Origin of the sequence: Acetobacterium wieringae (genome assembly GCF_026646375.1) — a bacterium.
In the GTDB taxonomy this organism is placed as follows: Bacteria; Bacillota; Clostridia; order Eubacteriales; family Eubacteriaceae; genus Acetobacterium; species Acetobacterium wieringae_A.
In genome coordinates, this window is record NZ_JAIPPU010000030.1 from 1 (window position 1) to 15,027 (window position 15,027).

Annotated in this window: 18 protein-coding genes; 15 read left to right on the forward strand and 3 right to left on the reverse strand. The window is 34.4% G+C overall.

The window, feature by feature from the left end:
* Nucleotides 1-62: 62 nt before the first annotated feature.
* From Q7P33_RS17295 to Q7P33_RS17340, 10 genes are all read left to right on the forward strand, one after another.
* Nucleotides 63-305, forward strand: coding sequence for a hypothetical protein (locus Q7P33_RS17295; RefSeq protein WP_207637756.1), 243 nt, complete (start codon nucleotides 63-65; stop codon nucleotides 303-305).
* Between the two features lie 79 nt (nucleotides 306-384).
* A complete protein-coding gene (locus Q7P33_RS17300) occupies nucleotides 385-1,746 on the forward strand; it encodes a hypothetical protein (RefSeq protein ID WP_303871989.1) in 1,362 nt (453 codons plus the stop codon).
* A 723-nt stretch (nucleotides 1,747-2,469) separates the two neighbouring features.
* Entirely contained in the window at nucleotides 2,470-3,048 is a 579-nt protein-coding gene (locus Q7P33_RS17305) for a recombinase family protein (protein ID WP_070370382.1), read from the forward strand.
* Complete coding sequence (locus tag Q7P33_RS17310; RefSeq protein ID WP_303871991.1) at nucleotides 3,045-3,386, forward strand: DUF6075 family protein; 342 nt, start codon at nucleotides 3,045-3,047, stop codon at nucleotides 3,384-3,386. The genes Q7P33_RS17305 and Q7P33_RS17310 overlap by 4 nt, the downstream gene beginning before the upstream one ends.
* Before the next feature lie 19 nt (nucleotides 3,387-3,405).
* Nucleotides 3,406-4,572: a hypothetical protein gene (locus Q7P33_RS17315; RefSeq protein ID WP_303871992.1), complete on the forward strand. Its 1,167-nt coding sequence runs from the start codon at nucleotides 3,406-3,408 to the stop codon at nucleotides 4,570-4,572.
* Between the two features lie 16 nt (nucleotides 4,573-4,588).
* A complete protein-coding gene (locus tag Q7P33_RS17320) occupies nucleotides 4,589-5,746 on the forward strand; it encodes a competence protein CoiA family protein (protein WP_303871993.1) in 1,158 nt (385 codons plus the stop codon).
* Nucleotides 5,747-7,025: 1,279 nt separating this feature from the next.
* Complete coding sequence (locus tag Q7P33_RS17325) at nucleotides 7,026-7,343, forward strand: hypothetical protein (RefSeq protein WP_303871994.1); 318 nt, start codon at nucleotides 7,026-7,028, stop codon at nucleotides 7,341-7,343.
* The gene (locus tag Q7P33_RS17330; RefSeq protein WP_070370378.1) at nucleotides 7,327-7,806 is read left to right on the forward strand and encodes a hypothetical protein; all 480 of its coding nucleotides are present in this window, start codon (nucleotides 7,327-7,329) and stop codon (nucleotides 7,804-7,806) included. The genes Q7P33_RS17325 and Q7P33_RS17330 overlap by 17 nt, the downstream gene beginning before the upstream one ends.
* On the forward strand, nucleotides 7,799-8,626 hold the full coding sequence (locus tag Q7P33_RS17335) for a ParA family protein (RefSeq protein ID WP_070370377.1): 828 nt from the start codon (nucleotides 7,799-7,801) through the stop codon (nucleotides 8,624-8,626). The genes Q7P33_RS17330 and Q7P33_RS17335 overlap by 8 nt, the downstream gene beginning before the upstream one ends.
* Nucleotides 8,626-9,483 carry a ParB N-terminal domain-containing protein gene (locus Q7P33_RS17340; RefSeq protein ID WP_303871995.1) on the forward strand — a complete coding sequence of 286 codons (858 nt, stop codon included), beginning with the start codon at nucleotides 8,626-8,628 and terminating at the stop codon, nucleotides 9,481-9,483. Before Q7P33_RS17335 ends, Q7P33_RS17340 begins: the two co-directional genes overlap by 1 nt.
* A 21-nt stretch (nucleotides 9,484-9,504) precedes the next feature.
* On the opposite strand, the gene Q7P33_RS17345 is transcribed toward Q7P33_RS17340, so the two are convergent.
* From Q7P33_RS17345 to Q7P33_RS17355, 3 genes are all read right to left on the reverse strand, one after another.
* Nucleotides 9,505-10,188, reverse strand: coding sequence for a hypothetical protein (locus Q7P33_RS17345; RefSeq protein WP_303871996.1), 684 nt, complete (start codon nucleotides 10,186-10,188; stop codon nucleotides 9,505-9,507).
* A 1-nt stretch (nucleotide 10,189) separates the two neighbouring features.
* The gene (locus Q7P33_RS17350; protein ID WP_303871997.1) at nucleotides 10,190-10,582 is read right to left on the reverse strand and encodes a helix-turn-helix domain-containing protein; all 393 of its coding nucleotides are present in this window, start codon (nucleotides 10,580-10,582) and stop codon (nucleotides 10,190-10,192) included.
* Between the two features lie 238 nt (nucleotides 10,583-10,820).
* On the reverse strand, nucleotides 10,821-11,009 hold the full coding sequence (locus Q7P33_RS17355; RefSeq protein WP_303871998.1) for an Arc family DNA-binding protein: 189 nt from the start codon (nucleotides 11,007-11,009) through the stop codon (nucleotides 10,821-10,823).
* Between the two features lie 102 nt (nucleotides 11,010-11,111).
* Between Q7P33_RS17355 and Q7P33_RS17360 the strand changes: the two genes are divergently transcribed.
* The 5 genes from Q7P33_RS17360 to Q7P33_RS17380 all read left to right on the forward strand — a co-directional run bounded on the left by Q7P33_RS17360 (nucleotide 11,112) and on the right by Q7P33_RS17380 (nucleotide 14,953).
* Complete coding sequence (locus Q7P33_RS17360; RefSeq protein ID WP_303871999.1) at nucleotides 11,112-11,273, forward strand: toxin-antitoxin system HicB family antitoxin; 162 nt, start codon at nucleotides 11,112-11,114, stop codon at nucleotides 11,271-11,273.
* A 476-nt stretch (nucleotides 11,274-11,749) separates the two neighbouring features.
* Nucleotides 11,750-12,118, forward strand: coding sequence for a hypothetical protein (locus tag Q7P33_RS17365; RefSeq protein WP_303872000.1), 369 nt, complete (start codon nucleotides 11,750-11,752; stop codon nucleotides 12,116-12,118).
* Nucleotide 12,119: 1 nt separating this feature from the next.
* Nucleotides 12,120-12,986: a hypothetical protein gene (locus Q7P33_RS17370; RefSeq protein ID WP_303872001.1), complete on the forward strand. Its 867-nt coding sequence runs from the start codon at nucleotides 12,120-12,122 to the stop codon at nucleotides 12,984-12,986.
* A gap of 80 nt (nucleotides 12,987-13,066) precedes the next feature.
* A complete protein-coding gene (locus tag Q7P33_RS17375) occupies nucleotides 13,067-13,939 on the forward strand; it encodes a ParB N-terminal domain-containing protein (protein ID WP_303872002.1) in 873 nt (290 codons plus the stop codon).
* Entirely contained in the window at nucleotides 13,940-14,953 is a 1,014-nt protein-coding gene (locus Q7P33_RS17380) for a relaxase/mobilization nuclease domain-containing protein (protein ID WP_303872003.1), read from the forward strand.
* Nucleotides 14,954-15,027 lie beyond the last annotated feature (74 nt).

Genomic DNA, 15,027 nt, shown 5'->3' on the forward strand with positions numbered 1-15,027 from the left:
ATTTAAATAAAAGCCTTAAAAATCAATGATTTGAGGCTTGACAATATAGGAAGGAGTTATTTATGGCGATGAAGAAATTTGTGCCGGTGATTGCAAAATTTGAAAAAGATGGAAAGATCATTCCGATGAAGATATTGTGGGAAGATGGTCGAGAGTTTGACATTGACTTTATCTTTGATATCCGGCCTAGATCGTCTTTAAAGGTCGGCGGACAGGGAATCCGGTATCTTTGTCGAATTAAGAATAAAGACGTCTATGTCTATTATGAAAAGCCAAAATGGTTTGTTGAAGGGAAGGAGCATTAGTTGCAGAATATATTTCATAATTTGACAAAACAGTTCATTAATCTTACAATGAAAACAATACCACAAAGGGGAGGTTCATTTGAAAAAGCTGATTATCAAAAAAGAACGGAATTTGTTATTGTTCAGCGATGTGATAAACGACTATCCTTTACTCAAAATAAGACTTAAAAAACATACAACCATTGATGAGCAGATATTGAAAAAAGAAAAAGCAACCGAAGAAGAACTGAATATCTACCGGATGCGAAACGATATCGTGACCCAGGCCAAGAATGAATGGCAAATCGATACAAGTCGTAGTGTGGATCTGCTCCCGGATGATAAGAAAGTCACCTGTGAAGTGTGCGGAAGGCCCATTAAAAATGTATTTTATATCAAAAATTCAATCAATCAGAATCGTCTGAGAACTGGATCCGAGTGTATCAGACATTTTGCAATTGCAGATAAGCAACATCTCGATAGCCTTTTGAAGAATGCCAAGCGTTTGAAGCGCCGGGAAGAAATCGAACACATTTTTCCAGGGATCGATTTACGAATCTACCAGTGGTCAAATTTTATCGATGAACAGCCGATTATTATCAATGATACCCTGTCTAAGAAATATTTTGAGTTAGGGGATTTACTAAATAGTATCTATGGTGCATTCCTGAAGCAAGAGAACAATAGTGATAAGGATTCAGAGGATGAGATCCGGCGGATCTTAAATGAATCAGATGAGCTAATAGAGGAAATTTTGAAATATGTTAAAAGGCATAAAGATGATGTTCTCTATCCACCAAGCCGGATATTCCGTCAGATGGAGCCACAGGCAGTTGCCTGGCTGAAACAGGATGGTTATATCACGCCAAGAACGCTGTTTCGGATCCGGGACGATGAGGTTGCTCAAAAGATCTTTGAAAAATATGATACTTTTTTTAAGACAAATAGAATCACAATCCTTAATGTCAGCCCCAAGCATGGCGTGGATTATCGGATCAAGCGTCAGGCAAATATCATCCTGACAGCGCCGTATGGCATCTTTTGTAAAAAGTATGGGGCCGAGATTCTAAGAGTAAATGATATAGAAACCATTGCTTCAGAACGGGAGCTGGTGGGAATAGGAAAGGTCATTGAGTACCGATCACTGGAATCTCTGATTTATATCATGCAGGATCTGTACCTGAAGGAAAGCCCATATACCATTGAGGAACTTTACAATGAATACAATGAAGTCTATTTCGTGGTAAATAACGGTTTAAGCCGTGAATACTTGAAGGTAGAGCTGCCAGGACTGGAAGCTATCGCAAGAGAAACGGTCTATTTCAAAGGGGCGGAAAATAAAAAGAAGATTCATGTGTTCCTGGACGAATGTCGCAAGAAACCAGGTAATGTCACGAGCCGAGCAGATTATCTGTTTATGAAAGAGCAGCGTGAAGCAAATAGTAGAAGATCTGGATTCTAATTTTCTACATTAATTTTTGTAAGTATTTTTTTAATATTTACACTTTTAAAATAAATCAGTTGCTTTTTTTTAAAAAACGAGTATAATACACTGTTTACTTTTCTAGAGATCGTGATATAATGATATTGCACTTAATAAGTGCAGGAGGATATTTATAATCCAAGGAGGAGGAACTTTTTATTATTGAATCAATTCATTAATTGAAGTTCCAGACAGCGTTTAATTTAAAAAAAATGTCAAAAAAAAGAACCCCCCCAGAGTCGCGTTTGGGAGGGTTTCTTTTTGCTTAGGATTATTGCTAGTTAGATAACTGCACAACCATTAAAGCGAAAGTGATGCATGTAGGATAAAGTACAACCGTTAACGTTAAGTCAATAGTCATCTTAAACTCCAAGCATTTTTTTTTGCTTTTTTTCATATGACAGCGTTCCTCCTTTCGGCAGAAGTCTGAGAATGTCAAAACTCAGCATATTTATTATATCATTATAATAAAAAATAGTCTAAGAATTTGAGAAATCATTTAAAATATTTCAACAATTTAAACTACAATCAAAAAAGAATCAAAAACGGCCGTTTTTGATTCTTTTTTCATTTCTTCTTTACTAATTGAATTTATGGGGATATAATAGTGTCATAACAAGTATCATAATCAAAGTATCATTAAAGTTGCTTTTATACGTTTATGATGCTAATTTAACACGGATATGGAATGGTAAGAAAATTATGATATTTGGATACACAAGAGTCTCGAAAACAGAACAAAATTTAGATCGGCAAATTGATCAACTTAAAAACATTGGGTGTGAGAAAATATTTCAGGATAAAATAACTGGAATGACGATGGATCGTCCAGAGCTAAATAAAATGTTTGATTATTTACGTGAAGGTGATACGATCATGGTAACGGAATTGTCTCGCTTCGGAAGATCAGTAAAAGACCTTCTTGAATTAGTTGATCGGATAGAAATGAAAGGTGCAAATTTAAAGAGTCTAAAAGAACCATGGGCGGATACCACGACACCACAAGGTCGAATGTTATTTGTCGTTTTTGCTGGCATTGGGCAGTTTGAAAGAGATTTGATAAGTCAACGTACAAAAGAAGGTTTGGAAAGCGCCAGAGCCAGGGGAAGAAAAGGTGGAAGACCTAAGTTGCCGGCAGATAAAATTAATCTTGCGTTAAAAATGTATGGAAGCAAAGATTACTCGATTGCTGAAATTACCGAAGCTACTGGAGTAAGTAAAAAAAGTATTTACCGATACTTAGAAATGGTAAAAAATTCGAAGGAGATCATAAATAAATGAAAAAAAATAAGTTTAACTCAAATTTTGAGATTTTAATAAAACGTGATCAGACTCATCCGGAAGATATTGAAAGAATAGCATTGTTTATTATTATTGCCGGCAATGAAGATCTATTTGAAAAAGCAAGAAATATTTATGATTTTGAGGATCATTCGATTATTCCAGAAGTATTGGATTCTGAAAATGTGGATTTTTGTGGTAGTTCTCGTGCATTGGTTAAATTAGGATACAACCTATTTAATGGTTTCCCAGCAGATGTAATGGAGACTTTTAGACGGCTTGATGATGATAATTTTGCATTGGCCATGTCAGCTATTAAAAAACGTTTTAGAGGATAATTAGATAGAGAGGTGTTCTGTGATTAAAAAAGTAGATCAAGATAGTGTGGATACAATAAGTTCGCAACAATTGTCATTTGATAGTTTAAGTGTTAAATCGTTGATTGATGAGATTATAAGTGATGCTTCTAATAAAAATATTGATAATGTTAAAATAATAAAAACCGAGAAGCTGGAAGACATATATTCAAAAATCAATGACTTAGTTGAAGAACTCGTTATTGAATATGGAATAAACCCTCAAGAAATAGATGTTGATGATATTAATAATGAAGTAACTAAATTAGCAATTGTAGAAATTATAGGGAATAAGAATTTGATACAAACCAGTAAAGTATCAAAACAACAGAGCCTTGCATCTCAAAAGGGACAATTTGGTATTTCATTTAATGTTGGCGGATCTGGAGTTAATGCAGCTACGGTAGAAATGAAAATGGAATTAAAATCTGATGAGAAGATTGAGTATTATGATACAGTCGTACAAGATGCCATAGGAACTCTAATGGATCAAAATGGTGGTAGTAATGTAAGCATTTCACCGGCTCAAATTTATCGCAAAATGGCAGGGTTGGAGCCAGGTGAAAAAGTAAGTTCAAATTGCGAGAAGGATATTATTGAATCAGTCGATAAGATGAGATGGACAAGAGCGTGGATTGACTTTAAAGAGCAAGCAGGAAAGCATAAATCGCTTTCGATTGGATTAGAAGAAGCAACGTTGGAAGGTGCTTTAGTCCAAGCTGATAAACTAACGGCAAAAATTGGAGGCCATCAAAAGATGGTGTACTATTTTTATCGTCCGCCATTATCATATATATATAGTCAGAGAGTCAATCAAATCGCCACAGTCGAGTCTAAATTATTAGAGACATCTGGTGTTGGACAAAAAGATGTTGGATCTAAAACTCGACGTAACACGAAAGAATTCATTTGTTTAAAGCATTTTTTAGCGAAAGAGATTGAATTTATGAAATATCAAAAAAATAAAGGTCAACCTTATGAAAGCAGAAGAAAATATGAAACAATTTTTCAGACGATTGGAGTCGTGAATATCACAGATAAACAAATGCGTCGACTTCGAGAAGATGTAGATTTTATACTTTCGCTTTGGGTTGAAAGAGCGTATATTAAAGAATATGAAGTTTATAAAAAAGGCCGAGCCTATACGGGTGTAAAAATATGTTTGTGAAATAGGGTGATTTACTTTGGTAAAAGAAACATTAAAACTACCATATGGATTGAGGGACAGTTATATTGTTCATATTTCAGAAATATCAGAAGATCAGCGTGGATTGAAATGTAATTGCGTTTGCCCAGTCTGTCATGAACCGCTCCAGGCACGAATTGGAATGAAACGGATCAAACACTTTGCCCACAGTAGGAATTGTCCAAATGCCGCAGAAACTGCTTTACATATGATGGCAAAGGATATTGTTCTTAACAATCGGCAAATACTTTTACCACATGTTGAGTTTGCATATGAAATAATAAAACCAAGTAAATATTTTAAATACAATCATGCAAAATCAGAATACTTTATTAAAGGAATTAAACCAGATCTGATGATTTCAGATGGAAAAAATACCTTGTTTATTGAGATCGTAGTAACCCATGATGTGGATGATGAGAAGTATGAAAAGATCAAATATATGAACCTCAGCGTTCTCAAAATCGATCTTGAAGAATATTACTATACAAGTATCCAGAACGGTACCTATGAACATCTGGAAAATCATATCATTCATCAACAAACCAATAAAGAGTGGATAAATAATAAGCTTCTGAATAAAGCAATTGAAGATTATGAAAATGAAGATATACGTGAAGAAGAACAGGCCAAGAGGAAAGTGAGTGATTTAATGCTCAAACTATATCACATGCCAAACTTATTATATCCCATGGATAGGAGAATTGCGGAAAATAAGTATTGGAAACATACAAATCAATATTTGCATCTTGATATAGACGATATCTATGAGTATTTAAATTACCCGATACCAGGTGAAATTATTTTTGATTGTGATCGACGGATCTGGCAGACAACATTATTCAGCTTGTTTGTTATTAACAACAAGTATTCATTCATAAAGATTGAGTGGGTAAGTAACTGGATTGTCAAAAAGAAAGGATTACCGATCAATTGGTTAGTTTATGGATCGTGGAGACAAAATGCTATCCAGGGATTTAAACTACCTTCTCTAGCAGATGTTTTAGCGGAATTCTTCATGCAGTTGGCAGATTATGGTTTTTTACTGCCGGATCTTAACTGCGAAGTAAATGATAACACCTACAATTGGAAATTTTATATAAAAAATAAAATGAAGATTATCGAAGACGGGGAAGGTTACTGTTTACTTGAATAAACGGCTTTGGGTTTGAATTTTGTATTTCGCTATTTTTCAATCGCCACAAAACAATAACAAGTGATATGGACAAAATAAAGTTAATATGATAGAATTTCTATAGACGATCCATGCTGAGGGTCAGTAAAAAAACGTCAAATAAAAAACCCCCAGACCGCGAATCTGGGGGTTTTTGTTTAGATTAAAGCAAAGCTTTAATCAAGGTAATCATTGCTGCTGCCAACTTCACAATTTCTATGGCAAAGCCAGTGACTCCCTGCTTAGACATTTTTTGCTTTTTCATGCTGAAGACCTCCTTTCACAGGAGTTGGGGACGTCTTAACCCCACAAAAGAATTATAACCTCAATTAAAAAAACTGTCAAAACTCTAACTTTTATGTTGCATTTGGACAGTTTTTTTAATTTGTATTTTAGACGGATTTTTTCAAATATGGTATAATGAAAAATTATGATTTTAAGTTAAAAACGTATCATAATCCATATTTTTAAAGAGACTTAAGAAAACCTTAATTCTTTTTAATGATAATGGGTCGCATAAGTGGGCAAGTTGGGTCGCATAAGTGGGCAAGTTGGGTCGCATAAGTGGGCAAGTTAAAAGTTTGTTTTTTATAGTGGAAATGGTAATGTACTGGGGTATTTTGACCATCTTTAATAATTCACTAAGTTCTGTAAGAACTGTAAGTTCTTATAGCTGGTTTTTGGTGTAGGTTTACAATGGCTTTAAAATGCCGTTTAATGTAAGAAAGCAAATAGTTTTCTTGTGTTGAGGGGTAAACCACAGTAAAATAACCCGCACGTCTAATCACCGTGTATAGTCCGTTAAAGGGATGTATTTTATAAAGAGTGGTTCGTTACCGTCCTGTCGCCTGGAGTTATCCAGGAGGGGGGGGATACAATTGTGTGATAACAACCGGTGTTTTATGGCAGATCCTTGACCGGCAGAGTATTGCGAGCAGTAATGCTTGCGAAGGGTTTAGAAACCTTAAGCGTCCTATACGCCAATTCTAAATTCTTTCCCTTGTTTTAAATTATTTATTTAATTTAAAACAGGGGGGGGAAAAATTTTGTGTCCTTAGTGAACCTTCCGCCAATTCTAAATTCTTTAGAACTAAAAAGCAAGTAAATTGAAAAGAAAATTTTTCAGTCGGCATTCTTTTCTGACTATAGTCTGGCAATTTCACTTAGATACAATAGATAATATATATAGTCGGTTTTATATTGACTATATATATTATCTATTGTATAATGAATTAACTTAGAAAAGAAAGGAAATAATTCTATGTTAAAAAGTAAACATGAAATTGAAATGGAAAAAAAGAGGTTCCTTATTAAGTACAAAGATGAATTAAAATCTTTTAATGTTTTCAAGTATTATAGAGACAAATGTGAAGGGTTATTTGTATTTGGTGAGGACGATGAAAAAGACTTTGTAAAGGATTTAAAGTTGTTTGGATTGTTTAAAATCGTTCAAGCGCAAAATCAAACAATCAAACGCCAGTCTAATGTTTTAAAGGCTTTAATTAAAGAATTGCCAGAAGAAAAGCAATTCGATTTCTTAGAGATTCTTGGTGAAGGAACGAATGAAGAAGGTTATTAAGAATAAATTGTATAACACCCAATCTGCCACTCAATTGGCAGATTGGGAAAATGGCTGTCCTAGAATGGATCCTTTGTATGTTAAGGAGAATCTTTATATAAAAAAGACTGGTGAATATTTTATTCACGCTTACGGTGGAGCTGCTACTCAATATGCTGAACAAAGCGGTAATAATCAATTTACTGCTGGAGAAATACTACTGCCAATAACTTTTGAAGAAGCTGAAAGTTGGGCGAAAGAAAAACTTCAAGCAGAAGTATATGATAAAATTTTTGGTATAAATCCAGATTCTGAAAATAAAGAAGAAGTAGGTATATATTTAAAGATACCCGCAGTTCTTGACAAAAAAATGAGATTTAAATTGCAGCGAGAGAAGGATCAGAAGATAAAAACGATTGGAAATTATATTATATCTCTAATTAAAAAAGATTTAAACGATGATGAAGGAGACGATCATGAGTAATTGTACGGTCATTGCGGTTGTTAATCAAAAGGGCGGTGTAGGAAAAACCACATCAACTTATAACCTGGGTTGGGAATTAGGAAAATTAGGCAAAAAGGTTCTTCTAGTAGATTTAGATTCGCAGGCAAATTTAACAATGCAAGCAGGTGTTCCAACTCCAGACAAATTGAGCTTTACATTGGCGACTTTATTAACAAAGTGTATTTATGATGATGAATTTACATATGATAATGAAGATATTCTTATCCATAAGGAGATGATCGATCTTCTGCCTTCTAACATTGAATTATCAAATGTGGAAATTCAGATTGTTAATGTGATGTCGAGAGAAAGCGTCCTAGATCGAATTTTAGAAAAATATAAAGATGACTACGATTATATAATCATTGATTGCATGCCTTCATTAGGGATGATGCCAATAAATGCTCTTGTTGCTGCCAATAAAGTTATTATCCCAGTTGTTCCGGAATTTTGGGCAGTCAAAGGGATCGAAGCATTGCTGAAAACGATCAAGAACGTTAAAAAGAAGATGAATAGTGGATTAGAAATTGAAGGGATACTATTAACAAAATATACACCTAATTTAAGAATCACAAAGGAAATGGAACAAATTATTACTGATGTTTTTGGTGAAAGGATTAATGTGTTTGATTCAAAAATTCCGGCAGTTACAAAAATGGGCGATACTGCTATCAACTCCTTAAGTGCTCGTGAAATGTATGAGAGTTTAAAAATAAAGAAGCATAAAGAGTCAATTGAAAAAGTAATGACTGCCTATAAAAATCTTTCTTTAGAAATTGTAAACAAGGAGATGAAGTAATGGTGAACCGATTAGACAGTTTATTTAGCTTGGATGATGAAGAACTTTTAATGATAGAAGTCAATAAATTACTGGAATTCGAGGATCATATATTTCCCGGTTATGATGAAAATTCTATGAAAAATCTAATGGAAAGTATTGAGAGTCGTGGAGTTGTAACACCGATTCTTGTCAGAAAACATCCTAAAAATTTAGGTAAGTATGAAATTCTTGCCGGCCACAACAGAGTTGAAGCTTGTAAAAGACTAAATATCGATATTATACCGGCACGTTTGTTTAATGATTTGAGCGAGGACGATGCAAAAATGATTGTCATCGAGACAAATCTCAATCAAAGAAATTTGAACGATTTTAAAGTATCAGAGCGTGCTCATATTGTATCTGAATGGGATCGGTTGAGAAATGAAAAAGATATTGAAAAAGAAAATGAAGAATTTTCAAATGAATCCGGACTGAATTTAGGAAGAATTCAAGTGTGGAGGTACAATAGAATACATAATTGCTTGATCCAAGAGATTAAAAATTTGCTTGATAATTATACGATCAGTATAAAAGCCGGAGTAGAATTATCTTATCTGGATGAAGATGAGCAGATGATCGTATTATCAGTGTTAAATGAAGGGTATAAGCTAACCGAACCAAAGGCTTCTTTAATCAAAAATTTGTTCGAAGAAAATCAGATCACGAAAGAAGCAATCTTAGATTTATTTATTAAAAAGAAAAACGAGAGAAAGCCTTTTAAGATAAGACCTGAAATATTAGATAACTATTTTAACAAAGAAACGGATGCAGAGATTCAAAAGATTCTAGTAGAAGCTCTAGATGAATATTTTAATAAAAAAGAAGGTAGTGAGTAAAATCATTACCTTCTTTTTTGTCTAACGTTTTACAAATAAACCCAATACTGAAATAGCTGTTGCAGCAGCAGCCCAATTTCCGGCGCGTCTGGTAGACGAATTATTTGCTTTTGATATTCTAATAATTTCCTTCTGTGATTTTTCAAGATTTTGTTTGTGCATTTCATCATGATATAAATTAATTGCTTCGGTTATGCTATTGGCTCGATGATCGTTGATATACTCATAGATAATTTCTATAAATCCTGGAAACGTATATTTAAAGGGGAGTAAACCAGGATATCTGAAATTCTGATAGTTGAGGTATAGATCGGACAGAAGTAGATGTTTTTCATTATTCAGCATATCTAGTTTTTTTATATATTTCTCCAATTTTCGTTTATTTGAAGAGTTCAGGATAAAATAAAATACTAAGACAAGAGGGATATCAAGTATCGTAAATAATAAAATATTGGGCGTATATTGGTTATCCATGTATAAATAAAAGTAAATTGTAAATAATGTAGCTGAGGTAATAAAAATTGATAGAAAGAAGTTTCCTAAGTTACTGAAGGATAGTTTTTTGTGAGATTCAAAGGCATTGCTTAATTCTATAGAGTCTTCTTCCAGTTTAATAAGTAGATTGTAATCAGATGATTTCTGACTAAAATATGAACCGGCTTCTTTCAATTTTGTTAGTAAATTAATTCTCTCAATGTGATCCATTCTATAGCCCCTTTTTTTTCTTTTCAATAATCATATTTTCAACAATATTCTCAAATTTTCCTAATAGTTTAATTTGTAGTCTTTCATCTTCAATTTTATCATAAATATCAAGTAAATCCTTCTGATTTTTCGTTAATTTAATGGAATATTCTTGTTTGATTTTATGTGCATATTCGCTTGTTTCAACGGATGGTTTTTCTATTGATCGGCCGATCAAATCGTCTAGAGATATTTCGAAATAATCAGCAAGTTTAACCAACGTTCCAAGCTCTGGTTGTCTTTCATCATTTTCGTACTTGCTGATACTAACAAATGATACACCAATAATGTTGCCCAATTCAGTTTGGGTAAGTTTATTTTTTATTCGAAGTTTTCTCAATATTTTTGGGAACATTAGGGATCTCCTTTGTCAGTAGTATAGTCTCCTGAATTATTTATTATACTACTCTTTATGCTCTTTTTTAAAAGATATTATCAAATTAATCATAAATATTACATTATTTAGAGGATTGACATTTACGTTCATGTATAATACGATACAATTATACACATAGTATAATTATATATAAAAAAAACACTTATATTCTAAAAATAAGTGTTTTAGTAAATTAGTAAGCGAATTTTATTGTTTTTTATTTGTACTGCTCATATTGATCAGGAGTAATAATGTTATTTTTCGCTTCAAATTCAGAAATATGCTTTTTAATTAATATTTCGATTTCACGATTTGCGGATCGTCCATTGTACTCTGCAATATATCTTAATTTTTTCATTAATTCTTTATCCACACGGATTGTAAATCGAGGTAGATTTGAAGGCATTGTAAAATCTCCTTTATATTTATTGATATATTATAACATCAAAAAACACATTGACGACAAAGTGACGACATGTTATGATGTTTACAGGGAGGTGACGACAAAGTGACGACTAAAAAAATTAGATCTGGATTAAGACTGCCAGAAGAATTAAACGAATTTCTTATTTCTAAAGCGAAAGAAAAAGGTATTTCTAAGAATGCATTGATACTTCAGATTTTGTGGAAATATTTAGACGATTCAAAGAAAGACATTATGAAGAAATAATATAACAATTTTTACTAATTTTATACGTGAAAGATGTTAGATGGTAACCGCTGGGTTCAAGTCCTGGGTCTTTCTTTGATCTTAGATAAGTGAATAGTACGCATTATAGAAATTCCATAGTACCTTTAAAGGAGTGTTTAAAGGAAGCGACGACGCATTGTGTTGGGTTCACATAGTGACGGAAAATAATCTCATATTAGGGATTAATCGCAATAAAAAGAATTATGGACAATGCGACGCCTGTTGGTGCTGGCCTTTGTGGCGGGATTTATTTTCGTTTGTTTCTAATCAAAACAATTCTATAATGTGCCCGGAGTTTTTTACTCCATGGTTGGGGATCGATGTAAAATACAACCAAATAATATAAAAAATTTGCAGATGAGTAGGATTCTACTCGTCTGCTTTTTTGATGGTTTACAAATGTTTCTATTAGGGATATTTGTAAATCATTATAATTTTAAAAGGAGAATAGTTTTATGGCGAATTTAATTTGGGAAAAAGAATCAGGTGAGAAACACTTTGAAGACGATTTGGTAAAGTATGTCTGTTATAGTTGTGATAAGGAATTTATCGTTGGCAAGCACTTCGCTGAAACGTCCGAACAGCTACGGTGTCCGTACTGTGGGAAAGTTAAAGATCTGGATGTAAGAGCAGAAGCTACAGGAGAATGGCTGGAAGAACTGGAGCTGGGATGCTTTGGAATCAGTTATACAATTGATAGAAATGGAAATCAAGTTATTCATCCGCTCGAACTTTTTGTGAAAGAAATGTTTTATAATCGGCAGAAAATGACGAATGATGAAATCAATAAGCGCTATGCTGAAGTAGTGCAACAAATTCATTGAAATGAACAGGGATAAGCAGATACTTCGGGTTTTCCCAAAGAAAACCAGTTACACTCCTGAAGATCCCCTGACCTATTATCCGGATGGAATTATCCAGGCTCCGATGTTTTCACTTTTTCCAACGTTTGATGAGATTCATATTTCCTGTTCCTTTACCTGGGATAAGGACTATTGCATCAAGCTTCAGGAACAATACCAGGCATTTACAGACCGGCCAGTGAAAGTTGGTGGCCCCGGATTTGCAAGTGCAGTGGGTGATTTCGTTCCAGGACTATATCTCAAGCCAAACATAATTTTTTCCAGCAGGGGTTGTAATAATCAATGTCCCTGGTGCATCGTACCAAAGATTGAGGGGCGCTTAAAAGAACTGCCTATTTGTCCGGGAAACATTATCCAGGACAATAATTTTCTTCAGACCAGTAAAAAGCACAAAGATCAAGTCTTTGAAATGTTACGGTCGCAGCGACGGATCCAGTTTAAAGGTGGATTACAATCAAATTTGATCGATGATCATTTTGTTGAGAATGTCAGAAGTCTAAAAATTGATGAATTATGGTTGGCCTGTGACACCGATCAGTCGCTGCCGGCTTTCAGAACGGCTTGTGATAAGTTAATTAAAGGAGGATTTAATCGGGAAAAGATCAAGTGCTATGTCTTGATTGGCGATGATATGGAAGCGAATGAAAATCGGCTCCAGGAAGTGTACCGGATGGGAGCCATGCCCTTTGCCCAACTAAGGCGGGATTTCAAACCGTTTAAAACCGAGTATTCAATGGAATGGAAAGCGTTCACCAGACAATGGCAGCGACCGGCGTCAATCAAAGCTCATATGGAACGAGGAACACAATTTAAAGACTATTCAACATAGAATCTTGTTTCCTCGGGAAACAAAATCAATTGGACCCAAACAGGGTCTTTTATTTATTTATGAAAGGATGTTAAGTAAATATGGCTGATTATTCTGAATCTTCAATTTATGCTAGAATTGAAGTTAATCGTCTCATTGATTTCAAGAATCACATTTTTACCAAGTATAATGAAAGTGAAATGAAATCGATGATGGAAAGTATTGAAGATATGGGAGTGACAGATCCGATCCTGGTTCGACCACACAATGAGTATGAGGGGATGTTTGAAATTATTTCCGGACATAATCGTGTGGAAGCTTGTAAAAGACTCGGAAAAAGAGATATTCATGCGGTCATTTATGAGGGTTTAAAAGATGATAGCGCTGCTGAATTGATGTTAATTGAAACAAATATAAAAAAGCGCAGCCTTAATGATTATGTTATTTCCGAAAAAGCTAAAATTTTAACCAGACGCCATCAATTGATGAAAATACTCAATAAAAGGAAGGCACAACTATCAGAAATTGAGCGATCTCAATACGATCAGTTGGAAAAGGATAATCCGTTCAATATCGGCAAGCGTCAGATTATTTCTTATGTGCAGATCCACAACAATTTGACCCAAGGATTAAAAGATCTTTGCGACAGTGGTAAACTCAGTATCAAATCGGCAGTGGAGCTGTCTTATCTTTCTGATGCCGAACAGGACGTGGTGAGATCTTTTATGCTGGATGGAAATAAGATTTCCTTCCATAAAGCAAACATCATGCGAAAAAAAATGGAAAGTGTTGAAATTACAATGGATGTACTCAATGAGATTTTCAAAGATAAGGCTTTAAAAAAGAAGCCTGAGAAAACCTATAAAATCTCACCGGAGATTATCGAAAAATACTTTCAGGATCTGGAGGATGAAGGTGACATCCAGATGACGATTGAGTTGGCATTGGATCAGTATTTTTCCCAAAGCAGTTAAATGGCAGTTTTTAAAATCATCAAGTTCAAGCATGGCCAAACTAAAACCGGAATGCGGAATTGTATTGATTACACCAAGAAAATGGAAGAAGAAAACCACCTGGTGTCAACCATAAACTGTTCGTCTGAGAGTGCTTATGAAGAATTCATGCTGATCAAAAATATGTATAACAAGGAAAGTGGACGTCTTTATATTCATGCCGAACAGAGTTTTCCACCAGAAATACAGGATATGCAGCTAGTTCATGAAATCGGGCGCCGACTAATAGAAGAAACCGATATTTTTAACGGCTTCCAGGTCGTTATTGGAACCCATACGGATCGGGATCATATCCATAACCATTTCTGCATCAATTCAGTAAATGCTGAAACCGGTGCAAAATGGCATATCAGCAAAGCGGATCTGGAGGATATCAAGAATAAATCCCTGGAGCTGTGTCGGGAGGAAAATATTCGGATCTGGTGGGATAAGCAAAATGACCAGGATCAGGTGGTTCAGCCTGAAGACAATAATGAGAAGCTTCATACGGTTAAACAGGGAGAGTATGAAAAACAGAAGCAGGGACAGAGCTGGAAATATGAATTATTTCTGGCTGTTAAAGAGTGCGTAAAGCATTCCTTTAACCAGGATGAATTTATAACCAATATGGAAAAACTTGGTTATGAAGTCCAATGGGATCATCATAAGCATATCACGTTTACGACACCGGATGGTAAAAAGTGCAGAAATAATAAACTCTATCCGCCGGAGCGGTTCACTAAAGAAAAATTACTGGAGCAGTTTGAGAAAAATTGCAAAAGAAGAAGTGAGCGGACGAAAAAAATGCACCAGAAAGAAATGGACGATTTCGCCAGAAATGCCAGGAATATTCTTACGGCTTTACGATCCGGTAAGAGTAAGGAGTCTAATTATTATCCATTAACTCACATGAAAAAGAAGCTGGAAGGAGAAGCGCTAAAAGAAAAGATCAAGCAAAAAGAAAACAGCAGCTATGATTGGGAGCAGGAATATTAAATCATTTTTAAATGAATAAGAAAGCTTCCTGTATAATTTAAATAGGTCAAGAGATTGACAATAAAAAATACCTC

Bases quoted from the DNA above. Each gene is read 5' to 3' on its own strand.
- Q7P33_RS17350 (WP_303871997.1), bottom strand. From the start codon at position 10,582: ATGTTCCCAAAAATATTGAGAAAACTTCGAATAAAAAATAAACTTACC.
- Q7P33_RS17310 (WP_303871991.1), top strand. From the start codon at position 3,045: ATGAAAAAAAATAAGTTTAACTCAAATTTTGAGATTTTAATAAAACGT.
- Q7P33_RS17305 (WP_070370382.1), top strand. From the start codon at position 2,470: ATGATATTTGGATACACAAGAGTCTCGAAAACAGAACAAAATTTAGAT.
- Q7P33_RS17325 (WP_303871994.1), top strand. From the start codon at position 7,026: ATGTTAAAAAGTAAACATGAAATTGAAATGGAAAAAAAGAGGTTCCTT.
- Q7P33_RS17345 (WP_303871996.1), bottom strand. From the start codon at position 10,188: ATGGATCACATTGAGAGAATTAATTTACTAACAAAATTGAAAGAAGCC.
- Q7P33_RS17370 (WP_303872001.1), top strand. From the start codon at position 12,120: ATGAACAGGGATAAGCAGATACTTCGGGTTTTCCCAAAGAAAACCAGT.
- Q7P33_RS17355 (WP_303871998.1), bottom strand. From the start codon at position 11,009: ATGCCTTCAAATCTACCTCGATTTACAATCCGTGTGGATAAAGAATTA.
- Q7P33_RS17295 (WP_207637756.1), top strand. From the start codon at position 63: ATGGCGATGAAGAAATTTGTGCCGGTGATTGCAAAATTTGAAAAAGAT.
- Q7P33_RS17365 (WP_303872000.1), top strand. From the start codon at position 11,750: ATGGCGAATTTAATTTGGGAAAAAGAATCAGGTGAGAAACACTTTGAA.
- Q7P33_RS17375 (WP_303872002.1), top strand. From the start codon at position 13,067: ATGGCTGATTATTCTGAATCTTCAATTTATGCTAGAATTGAAGTTAAT.
- Q7P33_RS17330 (WP_070370378.1), top strand. From the start codon at position 7,327: ATGAAGAAGGTTATTAAGAATAAATTGTATAACACCCAATCTGCCACT.
- Q7P33_RS17340 (WP_303871995.1), top strand. From the start codon at position 8,626: ATGGTGAACCGATTAGACAGTTTATTTAGCTTGGATGATGAAGAACTT.
- Q7P33_RS17335 (WP_070370377.1), top strand. From the start codon at position 7,799: ATGAGTAATTGTACGGTCATTGCGGTTGTTAATCAAAAGGGCGGTGTA.
- Q7P33_RS17380 (WP_303872003.1), top strand. From the start codon at position 13,940: ATGGCAGTTTTTAAAATCATCAAGTTCAAGCATGGCCAAACTAAAACC.